The sequence below is a fragment of the Pseudomonas sp. MWU12-2020 genome (assembly GCF_023100605.1).
GTDB lineage: Bacteria > Pseudomonadota > Gammaproteobacteria > Pseudomonadales > Pseudomonadaceae > Aquipseudomonas > Aquipseudomonas fluorescens_H.
Map to the genome: position 1 here is coordinate 149,949 of NZ_JALMEX010000012.1, position 19,048 is coordinate 168,996.

Genomic DNA, 19,048 nt, shown 5'->3' on the forward strand with positions numbered 1-19,048 from the left:
GACTTGCTGAAGCACTTTTGTGGCGAGGGAGCTTGCTCCCGCTCGGCGGCGCAGCCGTCGTAAATCCGGTGCGCAAGGCGTGGCTGGATGAGTTGGGCTGGATGGTTTTGGGGCCGCTTCGCAGCCCAGCGGGAGCAAGCTCCCTCGCCACAGGGGAGCTGCGCCAAGTAGGATTTAAACGACTTCCAGACGAATCTTGTGCTGGCTCAGCAGTTGCGCCAGTGCCGGCACCGGCTGCTGATCGGTCACCAGGCAGTCGATCAGGCTGATCGGGCCGAGGCGAATCATTGCATTGCGCCCGAACTTGCTGGAGTCCGCCGCCAGAATCACCTGCCGCGCATTGGCGATGATCGCCTGGGAGACGCGCACTTCCTGATAGTCGAAGTCGAGCAGGCTGCCGTCTTCGTCGATACCGCTGATGCCCACCAGCGCAAAATCGACCTTGAACTGGTTGATGAAATCCACGCTCGCCTGACCCACCACACCGCCGTCACGGCGCACGTTGCCGCCGGTCAGCAGCACATCGAAATCATCCTTGGCACTGAGCATCGAGGCGACGTGCAGGTTGTTGGTGATGATCTTCAGATGGTTGTGATTGAGCAGGGCGCGGGCAATCGATTCGGTGGTGGTGCCGATGTTGATGAACAGCGAGGCGTGATCGGGGATCTGCGCGGCGATGGCTTCGCCAATGCGTTGTTTTTCGTCGCGCATCTGGTCGGCGCGCATCGCATAGGCGGTGTTTTCGACGCTGGAATCATAGGCCGCGCCGCCATGGTAGCGACGCAACAGATTGGCTTCCGCGAGCTGATTGATATCGCGGCGGATGGTTTGCGGGGTAACAACGAACAGCGTAGCCATTTCCTCGATGCTCACATAGCCGCGTTCGCGGACCAGCTCGAGGATTTGCTGCTGACGGGGAGGCAGATTCATGGGGCTTCCTTTGGGCTGCCGTGCAAAATTTGCCCATGATGCCGCAGGAATCTCCTCCCGACCAGTTAGTTGCCTATCAGTCTCTGAAGGTTGGCTTATTCAGCGTCTTCACGCGCCCAGTCACGGGTGCGGCTGACGGCTTTTTTCCAGCCTTTGTACAGTTTCTCTTTCTCGACTTCATCCAGGCTCGGCTCGAACTCACGCTCGATGACAGCCTTGCCGCGCAGTTCGTCCAGGCTGCCCCAGAAACCGCACGCCAGACCGGCCAGATAGGCTGCGCCCAGCGCGGTGGTTTCGCGCATTTGCGGGCGCTCGACCTGGGTGCCGAGGATGTCGGCCTGGAACTGCATGAGGAAGTTGTTCGCGACCGCACCGCCGTCCACACGCAGGGCCTTGAGGCGTTCGCCGGAGTCCTGTTGCATGGCGTCGAGCACGTCGCGGGTCTGGTAGGCGATCGATTCCAGCGCTGCGCGGATGATGTGATCCACGCGCACGCCGCGCGTCAGGCCGAACAGTGCGCCACGGGCATACGGGTCCCAGTACGGAGCGCCCAGACCGGTGAAGGCCGGTACCAGGTACACGCCGTTGCTGTCCTTCACTTTATTGGCGAAGTATTCGGTGTCGTGAGCGTCGTTGACGATCTTCAGTTCATCGCGCAGCCACTGCACGGTCGAGCCACCGTTGAACACCGCGCCTTCTAGTGCGTAAGCCACTTCGCCGCGTGGGCCGCAAGCGATGGTGGTGAGCATGCCGTGCTGCGATTTCACCGCTTTGTCGCCGGTGTTCATCAGCAGGAAGCAGCCGGTGCCGTAGGTGTTTTTTGCCTGGCCCGGCTCGACGCACATCTGGCCGAACAGTGCGGCTTGCTGGTCACCGGCGATACCGCCGATGGCGATGCCGCTCTTGGTGCGACCGTAGATTTCCGAAGAAGCTTTCACTTCCGGGAGCATCTCGCGCGGGATGTCGAGGATTTCCAGCATCTTCGAATCCCACTCCAGCGAATGGATGTTGAAGAGCATGGTGCGCGAGGCGTTGGTGTAGTCGGTGACGTGCACCTTGCCACCAGTGAATTTCCAGATCAGCCAGCTATCGATGGTGCCGAACAGCAATTCGCCGTTGCGCGCACGCTCGCGGCTGCCTTCGACGTTGTCGAGGATCCACTTCAGCTTGGTGCCGGAGAAGTACGGGTCGGTGACCAGGCCGGTGTTGTCGCGAATGTATTCTTCGTGGCCATCGCGCTTGAGCTGCTGGCAGATCTCGGTGCTGCGGCGGCACTGCCAGACGATCGCGTTGTACACCGGACGGCCAGTGGTCTTGTCCCAGACTACGGTGGTTTCACGCTGGTTGGTGATACCGATGGCGGCCACCTGATCGTGATGCAGACCGGCCTGGGCCAGCGCTTCAACCATCACCGCGCTCTGGGTGGCGAAGATTTCCATCGGGTCGTGTTCAACCCATCCAGCTTGCGGGTAATGCTGGGCGAATTCGCGTTGGGCGGTGCAGACCACGTTCGCATCGCGGTCGAAAATGATCGCGCGGGAGCTGGTCGTACCCTGATCGAGGGCAATGATGTAGTTCTTATTCTGAATGTCGGTCATGTCGATTGCCTTGGACGAAATAAGGGAGAGTGGGCCGGGGCGCGGGCTCGAATTGGGCAGGAACCCGCGCCGACTGTTTCAAGAAGTTCTTGGTTTGCCGTCAATGGCCGGTTCTGCATCCTTTGTAGCAGGTGTGGCGCCGGTCAGGTGACGGGCGATGAGCCCGCGATACCCGGCAGCGCCGAGGCAGGCACCGACAATCGGTGCAAAAATCGGAATCAGGAAGTACGGAATATCGCGGCCGCCAGTGAAGGAAATTTCACCCCAGCCGGCAAAGAAAGTCATCAGTTTCGGACCGAAGTCACGGGCCGGGTTCATCGCGAAACCAGTCAGCGGGCCCATCGAACTGCCGATCACAGCGATCAGCAAACCGATCAGCAGCGGTGCCATCGGGCCTTTCGGCAGACCGTTATTGTCATCGGTCAGGGCCATGATCACGCCCATCAGGATCGCGGTGATGATCATCTCGACCAGGAATGCCTGGGCAGTCGACAGCACAGGATTGGGGAAAGTGGAGAATACCGACGCCAACTCAAGGCTGGCAGCCGAACCACGAACCATTTGGTGAGTTTGTTCGTAATCGAAGAACAGGTTGCTGTACAGCGTGTAAACCAGCAGCGCGCCGCAGAACGCGCCGGCAATCTGCGACAGGATGTAAAACGGCAGTTTGCGCTTTTCGAAGTCGGCGAAAATGCTCAGGGCAATGCTCACGGCGGGGTTCAGGTGCGCGCCGGAAACTCCGGCGGTCAAGTAGATCGCCATGCTCACACCGACGCCCCAGATGATGCTGATTTCCCACAGGCCGAAGCTGGCGCCCGCGACTTTGAGCGCAGCGACACAGCCGGTGCCGAAAAAGATCAGAAGTGCAGTCCCCAGAAACTCGGCCAGGCATTGGCCGGAAAGCGATGGTTGCTGAATAGCAGTTGTCATTGAAAACCTCGATTTTTGTTGTTGTCTGGCGCATTTGCCGTCAGGGCAAGGCGCGATTTTCGCCGAGGCAGGATCCCCATCCTGTTCCCGGTTTACTGCTGGGTGCTGCGGTGATGATAATTCTTACATTATTCAGATTCGAAAAAATATAGACAAGAAACAAACCTGTCAAAGGTCGAAAGTGAACCATCGGTCACAATTAAACTATCAACCTGTTGAATGATCCTGCGGGTGACTGCGGCGATAGCCCGGTGATTCGCCTGTAAAGCCCGAAAAACGGGGCTTGCGCTAGAGCCTTTTGCGAGGTGATGGCCTAGAATCCGGCGCAGGATTTTCTGTTGATGCCGAGCCTGGAGCTGCCATGACCCCTGCGTTGGACTTGTTGAAAAAAGTTCGTGCCGAACATCGCGTGCACAGTTACGAACATGATCCCAAGGCTGCGTCCTATGGGCTGGAGGCCGCAGAGAAGCTGGCGCTCGAGCCGGCTCAGGTGTTCAAGACGCTGCTGGCCGCCAGTGAAAAAGGTGAATTGTTGGTGGCGGTGGTGCCGGTCGTCGGAAGCCTTGACCTCAAGGGCCTGGCGCATGCTGCAGGGGTGAAAAAAGTCGAAATGGCTGATCCCGCCGCCGCGCAGCGTTCCACCGGTTACCTGTTGGGTGGTATCAGTCCGCTGGGGCAGAAAAAACGCCTGCGTACCTTCATTGATAACTCGGCTCAGGGCTTTGCGACTATTTATGTCAGCGCCGGCCGACGCGGCCTCGAAGTCGAACTGGCGCCGGCGGTGCTGGCTGAGCACACCCAGGCCAAATTTGCCGATATCGGCCGTGCGTAACGCTCATCGCTGTATGCAGAAAATTGGTCGGTTCTGTCACTGGCGCTGATCCGGCCCGCGTTGCATGCTCTGCCCACGGACTTAGGGAGAAGGTTATGCAGCTTGAGTTTTATCAAGTCGACGCGTTCAGCGATCGGCCGTTCAGTGGCAATCCGGCGATGGTTTATCGGCTCGATGCATGGCTTGCGGATGAGCTGATGCAGAAGATCGCCGCCGAGCACAATCTGGCGGAAACCGCGTTTGTGGTGCGCGAAGGCGCGGCGTGGCATATCCGCTGGTTCACCCCGACCACCGAGGTGCCATTGTGCGGGCATGCGACGCTGGCCAGCGCCTATGTGTTGTTCGAGGTCTACAAGGAAACCACCGAGCGGCTGGACTTCATCTGCAAGTCCGGGCCGTTGAGTGTCAGTCGTGAAGGCGATCGCCTGTGGCTGGACTTCCCTTCAATTGTGCCGTCAGAGATTGGCGTGACGCTGGATGTCGAGCGTGCGCTGGGCGTCGAGGCAGTGGATGTGCTCGGTTCCAACGAGTTGTTCGTGGTGCTCGAGTCGGAGCAGGCGGTGCTCGACTGCAAGCCGGACATGGTCGCGCTGGCGAAACTGCCGTGGCTCGGTGCGATCGTGACGGCGCGCGGCAATCAGCACGATTTCGTCTCGCGTTATTTCGCTCCGGCGATTGGTATCAATGAAGATCCGGTCACTGGCTCGACGCATTGCAGCTTGATTCCGTACTGGTCGAAACGTCTGGGCAAATCCAGTTTGACCGCGTGCCAGCGCTCGGCGCGGGGCGGGGAGTTGTTCTGTCGGCTGGAAGGTGAGCGAGTGAAAATTGGCGGGAATGCGACGCTGGTGGCCAGCGGTACGCTGATTTTGGGCTGACCCAAAACCAATTGTGGGAGCGGGCTTGCTCGCGAATGCGCTGTGTCAGACGACCTCTTCGTTTACTGACACAGCGCATTCGCGAGCAAGCCCGCTCCCACAGTTCTGATCCGGGGCGGATCAGAGTGCAGCGCTGTAGCGGCGGACGCCGTTTTCCACAGCCGGGATTTGTGCCGCGGTGCTGCCGCTGGCCTGGAACAGGACGAGGTGTTCGGCGGCGACCCGAATCCCCACATCCGCACCGACCTGATGGTCGGCATGACTCGGGAAGATCGACTCCAGTTGCGCACCGGTCGGCAGTTGCAGGCGATATAGGGTCGAGGCGCCAAGGAACGTCTTGCCGATGATCCGCGCTTTCAACCCACTGTCCGGCGCATAAACAATGTCATCCGGACGCAGCAACACATCCACCGCACCGCCCACCGGCCAGGTGTAGGCCCGGTTGCCGCGCAGTTCGCCGAGTTCGGTCTGCACCGACTCCGGGCTGCCGAGCTGGCCGCGAATGAAATAACCCTGACCGATGAAGCTGGCGACAAACGGCGTCGCTGGCTCGTGGTAGAGGTTGTAGGGCGTGTCCCACTGCTCCAGGCGACCTTCCTTGAACACGCCAACGTGATCGCTGACGGCGAAGGCTTCTTCCTGGTCGTGGGTCACCAGAATCGCACTGGTGCCACGGGCCTTGAGGATGTCACGCACTTCGTGGCTGAGCTTGCGCCGCAGTTCGCCATCGAGGTTGGAGAATGGCTCGTCGAGCAGCAGCAATTGCGGCTCCGGCGCCAGTGCCCGGGCGAGGGCGACACGCTGTTGCTGGCCGCCCGATAACTCGTGGGGGAAGCGCTTGCCGAGGTTCTTCAGGTTGACCAGTTCCAGCAGCTCTTCGGTTACGCGCTCCTTGTTCGGGTGCTTGCGGATACCGAAGGCGATGTTGTCCGCGACGCTCAGGTGCGGGAACAGCGCGTAATCCTGAAACACCATGCCGATCCGGCGTTTTTCTGGTGCCAGAGTGAAACCGGCGCTGGAGATGGTTTCACCTCCCAGGGTGATTTCACCTTCGTGCACCGGTTCAAAACCGGCAATCGCGCGCAGGGTGGTGGTCTTGCCGCAGCCGGACGAGCCGAGCAGGCAACCGATGTCACCGGCGTTGAGGTGCAGATTGAGGTTCTGCACCACGCGTTGATCTTGATAGCCGCAAGCGAGGTTGCGCAGGTTCAGCAGTAATTCATGGCTCATGCGTGGTGATATGCCGGTTCGACGAGGAACTCGAGCAGGGCCTTCTGTGCGTGGAGACGGTTTTCTGCCTGATCCCAGGCGACGGAGCGCGGGTCATCAAGCAGGTCGAGGCTGATTTCTTCACCGCGGTGCGCTGGCAGGCAGTGCATGAACAGCACATCTTCGGCCGCCAGATCGAGCAGGGCGCGGGTCACCTGGAACGGTGCGAACAGCTTCAGGCGCTTGGCAGTTTCCTCTTCCTGACCCATCGAAGTCCAGACGTCGGTGCTCACCAGATGCGCACCGCGCACGGCGTCCTGCGGATCGCGGACGATGGTCACACGATCGCCGGCGCGGGCGACGAACTCAGGATTTGGCTCGTAGCCTTCCGGGCAGGCGATGCGCAACTGGAAGTCGAACTGGATCGCCGCTTCTATATAGCTGTTGCACATGTTGTTGCCGTCGCCGATCCAGGCCACGGTCTTGCCCTGGATCGAGCCGCGGTGCTCAAGGAAGGTCTGCATGTCGGCCAGCAACTGGCACGGGTGCAGGTCATCGGACAGACCGTTGATCACCGGCACGCGCGAGTTGGCAGCGAATTCGGTCAGGGTGCTGTGGGCAAAGGTACGGATCATCACCGCATCGAGCATGCTCGACATGACGATGGCGCAGTCGCCGATCGGCTCGCCACGGCCCAACTGGGTGTCGCGCGGCGACAGGAAGATTGCCTGGCCACCGAGCTGGATCATGCCGGCCTCGAAGGAGATCCGGGTACGGGTCGAGGACTTCTCGAAGATCATCCCCAGGACGCGGTTTTTCAGAGGCTCGAACAGTACGCCGCGGTTACGCAGGTCCTTGAGCTCAACGCCTCGACGGATCACGCTGACCAGCTCTTCGGGCGTGCAATCCATCAGGGAGAGAAAGTGCCTTGCGCTCATCATTGACTACCTTTTTGCTACAAACCGCAGATGCTCAAAGCCTTGTTTAACGGAACAACGGGCGAGACCTGCGGCGTAAGCCGCACGGGGCGACGAAATAGGGGAAGGCGCGATATTGACACTAAATGTCGCGTTACGCCAATAGGCTACGGTTTTTGCGGAATTTGCAGCGGCGACAGAGTGTTGCAGTCGCGCAGTAGAAGCCGGGTTGAGGCGTGTAACGGACTCATTTGTACACTGGCGCCGCGGGGCTTGGCAATCCGCTGTGGCGGGGATGGGGCAGGTCGGGTCGGTTTGTGACTGCCCGGCCATGGCTTCGCTTGGTCGGATGGCCGGTTGAAACATTTGCTAATGCAAAGTGCTGGGTTATAACTACCTTTCGAGCGACGCAGGAAGCCTCCGCATGGAATCGAAAGAACAATTGTTAATGGAATTGCTGGGCCACACGGCTCGCTCACTGACCCATCTCACCGCCTCGGTGACGTCAATGTCCTTCGAACTGCTGCGCAGCGAAGATGATGTGGTCAAGGCTGCCAGTCGCCAGATGATCGATCGCATGGCGACTATCAGCGCAGGGCTCGACGAGCACTGGCGACTGATCGGCGAACTCACCGGCGTGCACGTCGCCCACGAGCAGATCGAAACCATTCAGGAAATCCAGTTGCAGGCGCCGCCGCAGTTGCCGTCCAACTGAGCCTGACGAGCTATCGGCTCGCCTGATAGCCGTCGATTCACAAGACGAACGTCGCTGGCGTCGCTCCCGCACACGGGCCATAGTTTTGTTCCCGCAGGCACGCCCGTTGCCTGCCCAGAACAAGACAGAGACTGGGGCCATGACCAAGACTCTCCATCACCGTGCCTGCCACCTGTGCGAAGCCATTTGCGGCCTGACCATCGAGACCACCGAAACCGATGGCAACGTCGCGATCACCTCGATCAAGGGCGATGCCCTCGACACCTTCAGCCGTGGGCACATCTGTCCCAAGGCTGTGGCCCTGCAAGACATCCAGAACGATCCGGATCGCCTGCGTCAGCCGATGCGCCGGGTCGGCAGCGAATGGCTGCCGATCGAGTGGGACGAGGCCTTTGCGCTGGTGGCCGAGCGTCTGGCGGCGATTCAGGAGCGTCACGGCCAAAACGCAGTGGCGGTCTATCAAGGCAATCCGAGCGTGCACAACTACGGGCTGATGACCCACAGCAACTACTTTCTCGGCCTGCTGAAAACGCGCAATCGCTTCTCCGCGACCTCGGTCGACCAGTTGCCGCATCACCTGAGCAGTTACCTGATGTACGGCCACGGCTTGCTGCTGCCGATCCCGGACATCGATCACACCGATTTCATGCTGATCCTCGGCGGTAATCCGCTGGCATCCAACGGCAGCATCATGACCGTGCCCGATGTCGAGAAACGCCTGAAGGCGATTCAGGCGCGCGGTGGCAAAGTGGTGGTGGTCGATCCCCGGCGCAGCGAAACGGCGGCCATCGCCGATCAGCACTTGTTCGTGCGTCCCGGTGGCGACGCGGCGTTGCTGTTCGGCGTGCTCAATACCTTGTTCGAGGAAGGCCTGACACGCGACAGTCACTTGCCCGTCGATGGTCTCGATGAAGTGCGTGCAGCCATCGCAACGTTCACTGCCGAAGCCATGAGCCCGCTGTGTGCGGTGCCGGCCGAGCAGATCCGCCAACTGGCGCGGGATTTCGCCGCGGCGCCGAGCGCGGTGTGCTACGGGCGCATGGGCGTTTCGACTCAGGCGTTCGGCACCTTGTGCCACTGGGTGGTGCAGTTGATCAATCTGGTCACCGGCAACCTCGACCGGGTCGGCGGCGCGCTGTGCACCGAGCCGGCGGTGGATCTGGTGGCGTCGACCTCGGGTGGGCATTTCAACAAGTGGCAGAGCCGGGTGTCCGGGCGGCCTGAGTACGGCGGCGAGTTGCCGGTGTCGGCGCTGGCCGAAGAAATGCTCACCGAAGGCGAAGGGCAGATTCGCGCACTGATCACCGTGGCCGGCAATCCGGTGTTGTCGACACCGAACGGCCGGCAACTGGAGCAGGCGCTCGATGGTCTGGAGTTCATGCTCAGCATCGACCTGTACATCAACGAAACCACGCGTTATGCCGACCTGATCCTGCCGTCGACTTCGGCGCTGGAGAACGATCACTACGACACCACGTTCAACCTGTTCGCGGTGCGCAACGTCACTCGCTTCAATCGGGCGATTCTCGCCAAGCCTGAGGGCGCTTTGCACGACTGGGAGATCTTTGTCGGCCTGGCCAAGGCGTTTGCCGAGAAGACTGGCAAGGAACTGAAACCGACGATGCCGCCGGCGAAGATGATCGATATGGGCCTGCGCATGGGGCTGTATGGCGATGCTTCGGCGCACAAACTGTCGCTGGCGACGCTGTTCGATCATCCGCACGGCGTCGATCTGGGCGCGCTCAAGCCGAATCTGGCGGCCCGCCTGAAAACCCCGAATCAACGGGTGCAGGCTGCGCCACCGGAGATCCTCGCCGATCTCGCACGCTTTGCCGCCTTGCAGGCGCCGGCGGCGGATGAGCTGCTGATGATCGGCCGGCGCCATGTGCGCAGCAATAACTCGTGGATGCACAATTACCATCGTCTGGTGAAGGGTAAGCCGCGACATCAACTGCTGATGCACCCGGATGATCTGGCCAGTCGCGGGCTCGACGACGGGCAGTTGGTGCGCGTCAGTTCGCGGGTCGGGCAGATCGAAGTGGAAGTGCTCGGCAGCCTGGATATGATGAAAGGCGTGGTCAGCCTGCCGCATGGCTGGGGTCACGCGCGTCCGGGGGTGCAGATGGCGATTGCCAGCGGTCAGCCGGGGTCGAGCGCCAACGACCTGACCGATGAATGCCAGCTCGACGAGCTGTCGGGCAACGCGGCGCTCAACGGCGTGCCGGTGACGGTGGTGGCGGCTTGAGCATGTCTGTCGGGGAGACCGAGCAGGGCGCTCGGGATTCCGTTACAATGCGCCACCGTGCCGACCCATGAGTCGGAAAGTTCAGCCGAGGTGCTCCATGGATATCATCGAAACGATTAAAGAGCAGATTGCCAACAACACCATTCTGCTTTACATGAAAGGCTCGCCGAATGCCCCGCAGTGTGGCTTCTCCGCGAAAGCTGCGCAGGCCGTGATGGGCTGTGGCGAGAAGTTCGCCTACGTCGACATCCTGCAGAACCCGGAAATCCGCGCCAACCTGCCAAAGTACGCCAACTGGCCGACTTTCCCGCAACTGTGGGTTGGCGGTGAACTGGTCGGCGGCAGCGACATCATGGCTGAAATGTTCGCCAACGGTGAGCTGCAGACTCTGGTCAAGGAAGCATCGGCCAAGGCTGCTGCGGCCAAGTCCGAAGCCTGATCCGGCTTTGTGGGAGCGGGCTTGCTCGCTCCCACAGGGATCTGCATCTGATCCGGGATTTGCCAATAAAAAGCCCCGCACCTCGAAAGAGGGCGGGGCTTTTTAGTGTCGCGAGTTCAGCGGGCGCTAACTTACTCTTCGCCCATCTGCGATTGCAGATAGTTCTCAAGACCGACTTTATCGATCAGGCCCAGTTGGGTTTCCAGCCAGTCGATGTGTTCTTCTTCGGACTCGAGAATGTCTTCGAGCAGTTCACGGCTGCCGAAGTCGCCAACCGATTCGCAATGGGCGATGGCGGCTTTCAGATCGGCGTGGCCGGTCTTCTCGATGCGCAGGTCGCACTCGAGCATTTCCTGGGTGTGCTCGCCAATGTGCAGCTTGCCCAGATCCTGCACGTTCGGCAGGCCTTCAAGGAACAGGATGCGCTTGATCAGCTTGTCCGCGTGTTTCATCTCATCGATGGATTCGTGGTACTCGTGCTTGCCCAGCTTGTTCAGGCCCCAATCTTCATACATGCGCGCATGCAGGAAGTACTGATTGATCGCGACCAGTTCATTGGCAAGGATCTTGTTGAGATGCTGGATGACTGTAATGTCGCCTTTCATGATGGGAGTCCTGCCCTGTAATAGCTGTATATAAGGCGGAGTTTGAGCTTGGTACTTATAAGTGTCAAACCTAAGTTATTGAATAATAAATGAAATTAAATCTGAATAAGAATGTTTGTGTTCCGCGTCTAGCGCCTAAGCAGTTGATTTACGGGCATAAAAAAACCGGACATAAGTCCGGTTCTTCGAAATTGGGGTAATTACGCCGCTGTAAATTCTACCGGATACGGGATCGCGGCCTGGGCGGTTTGCAGTTTGGTCAGGGTTTCGCGGACCACTTCCTTGGCCAGGCAGGCACATTTGCCGCATTGGCTGGCGACGCCGGTGGCCTGGCGGACTTCTTTATAGCTGCAGCAACCTTCATAGATCGCTTCGCGGATCTGTCCGTCGGTGACGCCAGTGCAGAGACAAACATACATAAGTGAGAACCGTCGCTGGTTGTGACTCAATTGCGATGGATCTTAATGTTAACGAGAATGATTGTCAAAGTGCTTTCTGAACGCTTTATGAACGAATCAGCGATGACTGACGAACGGTGCTTAATGGCGATTTGCCTGGCCGCGAAAATGCGGCCCGGTTATCCGCTTTGGGCAAAAAACCGTTAAGGACAGGCGAAAAACGCAGTGTATGATGGTCGGCCCTTGCGAAGAGGGTTCGTGTCACAGGGCTGTCGCCTGAGGGTGGCAGGCTGGCCCGGACCCTGAACTTCAAAGTTATTCACCAGGAGATATCCATGAGCGTACTCGTAGGCAAACAAGCCCCTGATTTCACCGTACCGGCCGTACTCGGCAATGGCGAGATCGTTGACAGCTTCACCCTGTCCTCGGCCATCAAAGGCAAATACGGCCTGGTGTTCTTCTACCCACTGGACTTCACCTTCGTCTGCCCGTCCGAGCTGATCGCTCTGGACAACCGCATGGCTGACTTCAAGGCACGCAACGTAGAAGTGATCGCTGTGTCGATCGACTCGCACTTCACCCACAACGCCTGGCGCAACACCCCGGTCAACAATGGCGGCATCGGCCAGGTGAAATACACCATGGCTGCCGACATGAAGCACGACATCGCCAAGGCCTACGACGTTGAGTCCGAAGGCGGCGTGGCTTTCCGTGGCGCGTTCCTGATCGACGACAAGGGCGTTGTCCGCTCGCAGATCATCAACGACCTGCCGCTGGGCCGTAACATGGAAGAGCTGATCCGTCTGGTCGACGCTCTGCAATTCCACGAAGAGCACGGCGAAGTCTGCCCTGCCAACTGGAAAAAAGGCGACAAAGGCATGAACGCTTCGCCAGAAGGCGTTGCGGCTTACCTGACCGAGAACGCTGCTGCCCTGTAAGGCACAACGTCGAGGTACAAAAAAACCGGCCCACGTGGCCGGTTTTTTCATGTGCGGGATTTGTCCGACGAGGATCAGTCGTCGAAGTCTTCCCAGCCGCCCATCTGTTTCCAGCGGTTGACGATGCCGCAGAACAGCTCGGCGGTCTTCTCGGTGTCGTAACGCGCCGAATGCGCTTCACGGCCGTCGAAGTCGATGTCGGCTGCCTGACAGGCCTTGGCCAGTACGGTTTGACCGTAAGCCAGACCGGCCAGCGTCGCGGTATCGAAGCTGGAGAACGGGTGAAACGGGTTGCGCTTCATGTCCAGACGCGCAACCGCAGCATTCAGGAAGCCAAGGTCGAAGCTGCTGTTATGGCCGACCAGAATCGCGCGCTTGCAGCCATTGGCCTTCAGCGCCTTGCGCACGCCACGGAAGATGTCGGTCAGCGCAGTTTCTTCGCTGACCGCCATGCGCAGCGGGTGATCGAGCTTGATCCCGGTGAACTCCAGCGCCGCCGCTTCGATGTTGGCGCCTTCGAACGGCTCGACGCGGAAGAAGTAGGTGTGATCCGGGTAGACGAAACCCTTTTCATCCATGGCGATGGTGGTCGCGGCAATCTCCAGCAGAGCGTCGGTGGCCGAATTGAAGCCACCGGTCTCTACGTCGACGACAACCGGCAGGTAACCGCGAAAACGTGCTGCCATTGGGTGACGGGAACCGCCGCCGCCACCTTGACCGTCCAGTTCGTCGTCGAAATGGTCTTCACTCACGCGTGTTCCTCCAGCAGGCGCCAGCGCAGCTTTTCACCGGCGCGCAGCGGGATAACGGTCAGCTCGCCAAACGGCAGGCTGGTCGGGGCGGTCCATTCTTCGCGAACCAGGGTGATGCGATCGGTGTTGGCCGGCAGACCGTAGAAGCGTGGGCCGTTGAGGCTGGCGAACGCTTCAAGCTTGTCCAGCGCGTTGCGCTGTTCGAAAGCTTCGGCATACAGCTCGATGGCGGCGTATGCGGTGTAGCAGCCGGCGCAGCCGCAGGCGGCTTCCTTGGCGTGCTGGGCGTGCGGCGCCGAGTCGGTACCGAGGAAGAACTTCGCGCTGCCGCTGGTGGCGGCATCGAGCAGGGCTTCCTGATGGGTATTACGCTTGAGGATCGGCAGGCAATAGAAGTGCGGCCGAATCCCGCCCACCAACATGTGGTTGCGGTTGTACAGCAGGTGATGCGCGGTGATGGTCGCGCCGACGTTGGCCGAAGCCTCGTTGACGAACTGCACGGCGTCGCCGGTGGTGATGTGTTCGAACACCACTTTGAGCGTCGGGAAACGCTCGACGACACGGCGCATGTGCTCATCGATGAAAATCTTTTCGCGATCGAAGACGTCGACATCGCCACGGGTGACTTCGCCGTGGATCAGCAGCGGCATGCCGACTTCGGCCATGGCTTCCAGCGCCGGGAAGATCTTGTCGATGCTGGTCACCCCGGAATCGGAGTTGGTAGTGGCGCCGGCCGGGTACAATTTGGCAGCGTGCACGAAACCGCTGGCCTTGGCCTGACGAATTTCTTCGGGCTGGGTGCGGTCGGTGAGGTACAGCACCATCAGCGGTTCGAAACGACTGCCGGCCGGGCGGGCAGCGAGAATCCGCTGGCGATAGCCGTCGGCTTCAGCGGCGTTGCGCACCGGTGGTACCAGGTTTGGCATGATGATGGCGCGGCCAAAGGTGCGCGCAACATCGGCAACGGTATTGGTCAACACGGCACCATCGCGAAGATGAATGTGCCAGTCGTCGGGACGCAGCAGGGTCAGGCGGTCGGACATGAGGGGATTCCAGGCGGGTCAAACTGAGGGGAATGCTACCGGAAAAGACTCTTGCAGGCACTCGCTATCAAGTTTTGCCGGAACCTTCCGATATCCCGTAGGTATGCCGTAAACATAGTGTGAATCGGTCTTTGTGTTACAGAAGCCAATGGAGCCTCCCGTGCGCCAGCGATATTTAGCCTTGCTCAGTGTGTTTGCCAGCCTCCCCGCGATGGCGCTCACCTACCAGACTCGTCTGGAGAACATTGAGTGGACGGTCGAGGGCGACAAGTTCGAGTGCCGCCTGACCCAGCCGATCACCGATTTCGGCTCGGGCCAGTTCGTGCGCAAGGCAGGCGAACAGGCGATATTCCGCCTCAATGCCTATAACGCCATGCTCGGCGGCGGTTCAGCGACGTTGCTTGCGGCGGCCGCGCCATGGCAACCGGGGCGCAACGACATCTACCTGGGCAGCGTCAGGATCGGCACTGGCAACGTGCTGTTCAACAGTTCGCAATCCCAGGCCGGCGGGCTGATCAGCGGTTTGCTGGACGGTCGCAGCCCGGTGGTGCGACGTGCGTCCGGCGATGGCCGGGTTTCGGAAGTGCGCCTGCTGCCGGTCAAGTTCAGCAAGGCCTTCAACGATTACCAGACGTGTGTGGCGAAATTGCTGCCGCAGAATTTCGACCAGATCAAACAATCGCAGATCGGTTTCCCGGGGGAAGGTACCGACCTGGACGCCGCCGCTCGGGCCAAGCTGCAAGTGATGCTCGAGTACATGAAGGCCGATCCGTCGGTCAATCACATCGAACTCGACGGCCACTCGGACAACAGCGGCAACCGTCTTACCAACCGAGAGCTGTCGCGCCGTCGCGCGCTGGCGGTGGTCGATTTCTTCAAGGCCAACGGCATCGCCGAATCGCAGATCACCGTGCGTTTCCATGGTGAGCAATATCCTTTGGTGCCGAACACCAATGCCACCAACCGGGCGAAGAACCGCCGGGTCAGCGTGAAGCTGGCACGGGTAGCACCGACCACCGCACCAGCGCCACAAGCCAGCGCGCCTGCCAACGCCGCGGCGACTTCCTGACTCGCCGGTCATCGTCGCGCTCTCGACAGATTCTGTCGCTTTGTCGTCTTAAGCTGTCGCGCCTCTGTAAATTATCGTATTTGAGCGGTAGACTCCTCGGCTTTCCGTAGAACCCCGTGGAGTGATGGCATGGCGGACGTAAACAAGGTCGTTCTGGCGTATTCCGGCGGCCTGGACACTTCGGTGATCCTCAAGTGGCTGCAGGATACTTATAACTGTGAAGTGGTGACCTTCACTGCTGACCTGGGTCAGGGCGAAGAGGTCGAGCCGGCTCGCGCCAAGGCTCAGGCCATGGGCGTCAAAGAAATCTACATCGACGACCTGCGCGAAGAATTCGTGCGTGACTTCGTGTTCCCGATGTTCCGCGCCAACACCGTTTACGAAGGCGAGTACCTGCTGGGTACCTCCATCGCACGTCCGCTGATCGCCAAACGTCTGATCGAAATCGCCAACGAAACCGGCGCCGACGCCATTTCCCATGGCGCTACCGGCAAGGGCAACGACCAGGTGCGTTTCGAACTGGGTGCCTACGCGCTCAAGCCAGGCGTGAAAGTCATTGCTCCATGGCGTGAGTGGGACCTGCTGTCCCGCGAGAAGCTGATGGACTACGCCGAGAAGCACGCGATTCCGATCGAGCGTCACGGCAAGAAGAAATCTCCGTACTCGATGGACGCCAACCTGCTGCACATCTCCTATGAAGGCGGCGTGCTGGAAGACACCTGGACCGAGCACGAAGAAGACATGTGGCGCTGGACCGTCTCCCCGGAGAACGCGCCTGACACCCCGCAATACCTGGAACTGACCTACCGCAACGGCGACATCGTTGCCCTGGACGGCGTCGAAATGACTCCGGCCACCGTACTGGCAACGCTGAACAAGATCGGCGGTGCTCACGGTATCGGTCGTCTGGACATCGTTGAAAACCGTTACGTGGGCATGAAGTCCCGTGGCTGCTACGAAACCCCGGGCGGCACCATCATGCTGCGCGCTCACCGCGCCATCGAATCGATCACCCTGGACCGCGAAGTCGCTCACCTCAAAGACGAGCTGATGCCGAAATACGCCAGCCTGATCTACACCGGCTACTGGTGGAGCCCGGAGCGTCTGATGCTGCAACAGATGATCGACGCTTCCCAAGTCAACGTGAACGGCGTGGTTCGCCTGAAGCTGTACAAAGGCAACGTGATCGTGACCGGTCGCAAGTCCGACGATTCGCTGTTCGACGCTAATATCGCGACCTTCGAAGAAGACGGCGGCGCTTACAACCAGGCTGACGCGGCGGGCTTCATCAAGCTCAACGCGCTGCGCATGCGCATTGCTGCCAACAAAGGCCGCAAGCTGTTCTAAGCGTCGTGGGCCTGTAAAGAAGTGGCGGCTTGTCCCAGTGACAAAGCCGCCATTTTTTTTTGTGGTTGTCTGACGTTAACCCGCAACATGTGTTGTTAAGGTCAATTCCAGCATTTTCTTGAATGTCCACTTCAGGCATCTACTCTGCGTCTCATTCCCCCCTCAGCACCGTAGTACTTTGCGTGCTCACGTTATAAGCAACGAAAAGTTTGGCGCCTCCGTTTTTTTTCGCTTGTTTGACAAGGCTGAGGGTAATTTGCTTGAGCAGAGCGTCAGACGCTGAGTCGGTCAAAAATACCACTGCCTTGGCCGATTGCTTGCCAAGCTGAGGAAAATGTTCGGCCAGTGCATTGAACGCCTGTGTGCTGTTCAGCGGACGTACATCGATGGCGCGCAACGTGCCCATGGATTTGGGCAGTTGGATGGTGTGCTCAATCCACGCTCGCTCCGGGCAGGATACGTCAACGCCGCGTTCAGGCAGCGTCCACTCCTGACCGCCTGGTGCTCCGCGTGCCGGGGACGAACAGGGGATATTCTCTGTCTGCTTCAACTCATCAAAGACTTTTAGAAAACTGTCGTCCTTGTCGAAGTCCGACGGCGCATACAATGAACGGTAGTTGAAGTTCAGCGTTAAAAAAAACAGCAACAGCAAGTAAAACGGGAAGCTGATCAGGAACCAGATATAGACTTCTCTTTCATCGTTATCAAGAAAAGGCAGGGAGATGGCCGCCGACGATTCGGAAATAAATGCAAATATTGCAATTACCGTCATGGGGTTGGTGATTTTTTTTCTGATTTTTATCATGGTGTTTGCTCATTAAGTGTGTTTTTCCAATGTGTTTATTGAATGATTTCATGTGGGTGAAGTTTTGCGTCTGATGCTCTTTTTTATATTAAATAAAATTCGTTGGGTAGAAGTATCTTGTTTCAGACGTTGATTGTTTAAAGTGTGTGGTGGCGTTCTTGCTGTTGTTTTTACAATCGATTGTCAGCCTGAGGCTGTCCGGCCTCAGCAGTGCGCTGTCATTCGACAACAGCAATTCTTGCAGTCTCTTCTTGCGCGAGAGGCTCTGGATCAGTGAGCCGGCTTGGGTTGCAGTGCGTAGTATTTTTCACGTCCAAGGCGTGGTCAGAGAAACGGCCGGGGCTTGCCAATATCACCAGTGGCGGTTTTTTGTAGGAATAGTCTTTTTTTGATGTAGGGAATGTCTTTGGCTGTGAGTGTGACGGAACTCTCTTGTGCCATGTCGGAAGTGACTAGGCTATTGTGCGGGTTCTAAAAATTCGAACAGCGAAACTGGACTTGCCCATGAATAAAGTGCTGATCGTGGATGATCACCCCGTCATTCGTCTTGCTGTGCGTATGCTGATGGAACGTCATGGCTACGAAGTTATTGCCGAAACAGATAATGGTGTGGATGCATTGCAACTTGCGCGTGAACAAATGCCGGATATCGTTATTCTGGATATTGGAATACCGAAGCTCGATGGTCTGGAAGTTATTGCCCGTCTGAACTCGACACCGATGCCATTGAAAGTTCTGGTGTTGACCTCTCAGGCACCCGGGCATTTTTCGATGCGCTGCATGCAGTCGGGGGCGGCGGGGTATGTCTGTAAACAGCAGGATCTGACAGAGTTGCTCAGTGCGATCAAGGCCGTACTGTCCGGATACAGCTATTTTCCAAACCAGGCCCTGCATACCGTGCGAACCAGCCTCGGTAATGCCAGTGAGGCCGATATGGTAGACCGCCTTTCCGGGCGGGAAATGATGGTGTTGCAGCAATTGGCGCGGGGCAAGACCAACAAGGAAATCGCCGACGGCATGTTTCTCAGCAACAAAACGGTCAGCACTTACAAGACCCGTTTGTTATTGAAGCTCAATGCTCGGTCGCTGGTGGACCTGATTGAGCTGGCGCAACGCAACGGGCTGGTCTGATGGTCCTGTTTGCTGACGGATCATGGACCGCTCGGTGTCGGATTCCCGGAAAGTAAAAAGCCTCCGGTTCGGGAGGCTTTCAAGTATCAGAGATCAAAATCGTAATCGGCCAATTGCTTTTGCAGTCGGCGCTCCTCAAGCAGGTTATCGATGGTGCGACGTTTGCTCAGATTGGTCTTGGCGACCTCGACGACAGGTTCGGCGTCGTCGGTTTCCACGGCTGTGAAATCGTCATCTACATCCAGTTGTTCTTTGGTGTCAGTCATA

At 58.9% G+C, this 19,048-nt stretch carries 20 protein-coding genes; 9 read left to right on the plus strand and 11 right to left on the minus strand.

What is annotated here, in order from left to right:
* Positions 1-174: 174 nt before the first annotated feature.
* The 3 genes from M0814_RS23625 to M0814_RS23635 all read right to left on the minus strand — a co-directional run bounded on the left by M0814_RS23625 (position 175) and on the right by M0814_RS23635 (position 3,458).
* The gene (locus M0814_RS23625) at positions 175-930 is read right to left on the minus strand and encodes a DeoR/GlpR family transcriptional regulator (RefSeq protein ID WP_007916700.1); all 756 of its coding nucleotides are present in this window, start codon (positions 928-930) and stop codon (positions 175-177) included.
* Positions 931-1,025: 95 nt separating this feature from the next.
* Positions 1,026-2,528 (minus strand): glycerol kinase GlpK, encoded by a 1,503-nt coding sequence (gene glpK / locus M0814_RS23630; protein ID WP_003227744.1) that lies wholly within the window; start codon positions 2,526-2,528, stop codon positions 1,026-1,028.
* Positions 2,529-2,606: 78 nt separating this feature from the next.
* Positions 2,607-3,458 carry an MIP/aquaporin family protein gene (locus M0814_RS23635; protein WP_003227742.1) on the minus strand — a complete coding sequence of 284 codons (852 nt, stop codon included), beginning with the start codon at positions 3,456-3,458 and terminating at the stop codon, positions 2,607-2,609.
* Positions 3,459-3,819: 361 nt separating this feature from the next.
* Here M0814_RS23635 and ybaK point away from each other — a divergent pair, with 361 nt between their 5' ends.
* On the plus strand, positions 3,820-4,290 hold the full coding sequence (ybaK, locus tag M0814_RS23640; protein WP_003227741.1) for a Cys-tRNA(Pro) deacylase: 471 nt from the start codon (positions 3,820-3,822) through the stop codon (positions 4,288-4,290).
* Between the two features lie 95 nt (positions 4,291-4,385).
* Positions 4,386-5,168, plus strand: a complete 783-nt coding sequence (locus M0814_RS23645; RefSeq protein WP_103486014.1) for a PhzF family phenazine biosynthesis protein — start codon at positions 4,386-4,388, stop codon at positions 5,166-5,168.
* Between the two features lie 120 nt (positions 5,169-5,288).
* On the opposite strand, the gene M0814_RS23650 is transcribed toward M0814_RS23645, so the two are convergent.
* Both M0814_RS23650 and argF read right to left on the minus strand, forming a co-directional pair.
* On the minus strand, positions 5,289-6,398 hold the full coding sequence (locus M0814_RS23650; RefSeq protein WP_103484890.1) for an ABC transporter ATP-binding protein: 1,110 nt from the start codon (positions 6,396-6,398) through the stop codon (positions 5,289-5,291).
* Positions 6,395-7,315: an ornithine carbamoyltransferase gene (gene argF / locus M0814_RS23655; RefSeq protein ID WP_045122614.1), complete on the minus strand. Its 921-nt coding sequence runs from the start codon at positions 7,313-7,315 to the stop codon at positions 6,395-6,397. The genes M0814_RS23650 and argF overlap by 4 nt, the downstream gene beginning before the upstream one ends.
* A 403-nt stretch (positions 7,316-7,718) precedes the next feature.
* Here argF and M0814_RS23660 point away from each other — a divergent pair, with 403 nt between their 5' ends.
* The 3 genes from M0814_RS23660 (at position 7,719) to grxD (ending at position 10,693) form a co-directional block, all read left to right on the plus strand.
* Positions 7,719-8,009, plus strand: a complete 291-nt coding sequence (locus M0814_RS23660) for a hypothetical protein (RefSeq protein ID WP_003227733.1) — start codon at positions 7,719-7,721, stop codon at positions 8,007-8,009.
* Positions 8,010-8,148: 139 nt separating this feature from the next.
* Positions 8,149-10,254, plus strand: coding sequence for a molybdopterin oxidoreductase family protein (locus M0814_RS23665; RefSeq protein ID WP_103484889.1), 2,106 nt, complete (start codon positions 8,149-8,151; stop codon positions 10,252-10,254).
* 97 nt (positions 10,255-10,351) lie between these two features.
* Positions 10,352-10,693 carry a Grx4 family monothiol glutaredoxin gene (grxD, locus tag M0814_RS23670; protein WP_003227729.1) on the plus strand — a complete coding sequence of 114 codons (342 nt, stop codon included), beginning with the start codon at positions 10,352-10,354 and terminating at the stop codon, positions 10,691-10,693.
* A 131-nt stretch (positions 10,694-10,824) separates the two neighbouring features.
* Here the strand turns inward: grxD and bfr are convergent, their stop codons facing one another.
* Positions 10,825-11,298, minus strand: a complete 474-nt coding sequence (bfr, locus tag M0814_RS23675; protein ID WP_003227727.1) for a bacterioferritin — start codon at positions 11,296-11,298, stop codon at positions 10,825-10,827.
* 200 nt (positions 11,299-11,498) lie between these two features.
* A complete protein-coding gene (locus M0814_RS23680; protein ID WP_003227725.1) occupies positions 11,499-11,717 on the minus strand; it encodes a bacterioferritin-associated ferredoxin in 219 nt (72 codons plus the stop codon).
* A 314-nt stretch (positions 11,718-12,031) separates the two neighbouring features.
* On the opposite strand from M0814_RS23680, the gene M0814_RS23685 reads away from it, so the two are divergent.
* Entirely contained in the window at positions 12,032-12,634 is a 603-nt protein-coding gene (locus M0814_RS23685) for a peroxiredoxin (RefSeq protein WP_003227723.1), read from the plus strand.
* Positions 12,635-12,708: 74 nt separating this feature from the next.
* On the opposite strand, the gene rnt is transcribed toward M0814_RS23685, so the two are convergent.
* Entirely contained in the window at positions 12,709-13,386 is a 678-nt protein-coding gene (rnt, locus tag M0814_RS23690) for a ribonuclease T (RefSeq protein WP_003227721.1), read from the minus strand.
* Positions 13,383-14,429 (minus strand): dihydroorotase, encoded by a 1,047-nt coding sequence (pyrC, locus tag M0814_RS23695; protein ID WP_103484888.1) that lies wholly within the window; start codon positions 14,427-14,429, stop codon positions 13,383-13,385. The genes rnt and pyrC overlap by 4 nt, the downstream gene beginning before the upstream one ends.
* Positions 14,430-14,589: 160 nt before the next feature.
* On the opposite strand from pyrC, the gene M0814_RS23700 reads away from it, so the two are divergent.
* A complete protein-coding gene (locus tag M0814_RS23700; protein WP_003227717.1) occupies positions 14,590-15,498 on the plus strand; it encodes an OmpA family protein in 909 nt (302 codons plus the stop codon).
* Between the two features lie 129 nt (positions 15,499-15,627).
* Complete coding sequence (locus M0814_RS23705) at positions 15,628-16,845, plus strand: argininosuccinate synthase (protein ID WP_003227714.1); 1,218 nt, start codon at positions 15,628-15,630, stop codon at positions 16,843-16,845.
* 151 nt (positions 16,846-16,996) lie between these two features.
* On the opposite strand, the gene M0814_RS23710 is transcribed toward M0814_RS23705, so the two are convergent.
* The gene (locus M0814_RS23710) at positions 16,997-17,650 is read right to left on the minus strand and encodes a hypothetical protein (RefSeq protein ID WP_103484887.1); all 654 of its coding nucleotides are present in this window, start codon (positions 17,648-17,650) and stop codon (positions 16,997-16,999) included.
* Between the two features lie 504 nt (positions 17,651-18,154).
* Between M0814_RS23710 and M0814_RS23715 the strand changes: the two genes are divergently transcribed.
* Positions 18,155-18,781: a response regulator transcription factor gene (locus tag M0814_RS23715; RefSeq protein ID WP_003227711.1), complete on the plus strand. Its 627-nt coding sequence runs from the start codon at positions 18,155-18,157 to the stop codon at positions 18,779-18,781.
* Positions 18,782-18,867: 86 nt separating this feature from the next.
* On the opposite strand, the gene M0814_RS23720 is transcribed toward M0814_RS23715, so the two are convergent.
* On the minus strand, positions 18,868-19,047 hold the full coding sequence (locus M0814_RS23720) for a hypothetical protein (RefSeq protein WP_103484886.1): 180 nt from the start codon (positions 19,045-19,047) through the stop codon (positions 18,868-18,870).
* Position 19,048: the final 1 nt, after the last annotated feature.

What these genes read in the sequence shown, in the direction of transcription:
- M0814_RS23625 (WP_007916700.1), bottom strand. Translation starts at nt 930, where the DNA reads ATGAATCTGCCTCCCCGTCAGCAGCAAATCCTCGAGCTGGTCCGCGAA.
- M0814_RS23645 (WP_103486014.1), top strand. Translation starts at nt 4,386, where the DNA reads ATGCAGCTTGAGTTTTATCAAGTCGACGCGTTCAGCGATCGGCCGTTC.
- glpK (WP_003227744.1), bottom strand. Translation starts at nt 2,528, where the DNA reads ATGACCGACATTCAGAATAAGAACTACATCATTGCCCTCGATCAGGGT.
- M0814_RS23660 (WP_003227733.1), top strand. Translation starts at nt 7,719, where the DNA reads ATGGAATCGAAAGAACAATTGTTAATGGAATTGCTGGGCCACACGGCT.
- M0814_RS23715 (WP_003227711.1), top strand. Translation starts at nt 18,155, where the DNA reads ATGAATAAAGTGCTGATCGTGGATGATCACCCCGTCATTCGTCTTGCT.
- grxD (WP_003227729.1), top strand. Translation starts at nt 10,352, where the DNA reads ATGGATATCATCGAAACGATTAAAGAGCAGATTGCCAACAACACCATT.
- M0814_RS23680 (WP_003227725.1), bottom strand. Translation starts at nt 11,717, where the DNA reads ATGTATGTTTGTCTCTGCACTGGCGTCACCGACGGACAGATCCGCGAA.
- M0814_RS23665 (WP_103484889.1), top strand. Translation starts at nt 8,149, where the DNA reads ATGACCAAGACTCTCCATCACCGTGCCTGCCACCTGTGCGAAGCCATT.
- M0814_RS23685 (WP_003227723.1), top strand. Translation starts at nt 12,032, where the DNA reads ATGAGCGTACTCGTAGGCAAACAAGCCCCTGATTTCACCGTACCGGCC.
- M0814_RS23720 (WP_103484886.1), bottom strand. Translation starts at nt 19,047, where the DNA reads ATGACTGACACCAAAGAACAACTGGATGTAGATGACGATTTCACAGCC.
- pyrC (WP_103484888.1), bottom strand. Translation starts at nt 14,429, where the DNA reads ATGTCCGACCGCCTGACCCTGCTGCGTCCCGACGACTGGCACATTCAT.
- M0814_RS23650 (WP_103484890.1), bottom strand. Translation starts at nt 6,398, where the DNA reads ATGAGCCATGAATTACTGCTGAACCTGCGCAACCTCGCTTGCGGCTAT.
- ybaK (WP_003227741.1), top strand. Translation starts at nt 3,820, where the DNA reads ATGACCCCTGCGTTGGACTTGTTGAAAAAAGTTCGTGCCGAACATCGC.
- M0814_RS23705 (WP_003227714.1), top strand. Translation starts at nt 15,628, where the DNA reads ATGGCGGACGTAAACAAGGTCGTTCTGGCGTATTCCGGCGGCCTGGAC.
- argF (WP_045122614.1), bottom strand. Translation starts at nt 7,315, where the DNA reads ATGAGCGCAAGGCACTTTCTCTCCCTGATGGATTGCACGCCCGAAGAG.
- M0814_RS23635 (WP_003227742.1), bottom strand. Translation starts at nt 3,458, where the DNA reads ATGACAACTGCTATTCAGCAACCATCGCTTTCCGGCCAATGCCTGGCC.
- M0814_RS23710 (WP_103484887.1), bottom strand. Translation starts at nt 17,650, where the DNA reads ATGATAAAAATCAGAAAAAAAATCACCAACCCCATGACGGTAATTGCA.
- bfr (WP_003227727.1), bottom strand. Translation starts at nt 11,298, where the DNA reads ATGAAAGGCGACATTACAGTCATCCAGCATCTCAACAAGATCCTTGCC.